Origin of the sequence: Neisseria sp. P0024.S006 (assembly GCF_051956595.1) — a bacterium.
GTDB lineage: Bacteria > Pseudomonadota > Gammaproteobacteria > Burkholderiales > Neisseriaceae > Neisseria.
The window spans coordinates 1-440 of sequence record NZ_JBQCXH010000073.1; the positions used below are offsets into that span (position 1 = coordinate 1).

Sequence of the window (440 nt, forward strand, 5' to 3'; positions counted from 1 at the left end):
ACGATGGCAACAGTACTACCACTGCAACCAGCAAACACGTTAACGGCGGCACCACTATTACCGTCTTTAAAGACGGTGCAACTGGTGCAGATGGTAAGAATGCTGAAGCCGACGTTAAAGACAACGGCAACGGTACTCATACTGTAACCATCAAAGACGGTAACGTTAATACCACTACTACCATCGTTAAAGACGGTGCAACTGGTGCTAAAGGCGATACCGGCGCAACTGGTGCAACTGGTGCCGACGGTAAGAACGCCGAAGCCGATGTTAAAGACAACGGCGACGGTACTCATACTGTAACCATTAAAGACGGTAACGGTAATACCACTACTACCCTCGTTAAAGACGGTGCAACTGGTGCTAAAGGTGAAGCTGGTAATACGGGTGCAAATGGTGCCGATGGTAAGAATGCCAAAGCTGATGTTAAAGACAATGGT

Annotated in this window: 1 protein-coding gene; it reads left to right on the forward strand. The window is 48.2% G+C overall.

Going from position 1 to position 440, the window contains the following annotated elements:
* Positions 1-56: 56 nt before the first annotated feature.
* On the forward strand, positions 57-440 hold a 384-nt coding region (locus ACTHUF_RS11335; protein ID WP_440407758.1), incomplete at its 3' end, for a collagen-flanked surface repeat-containing protein.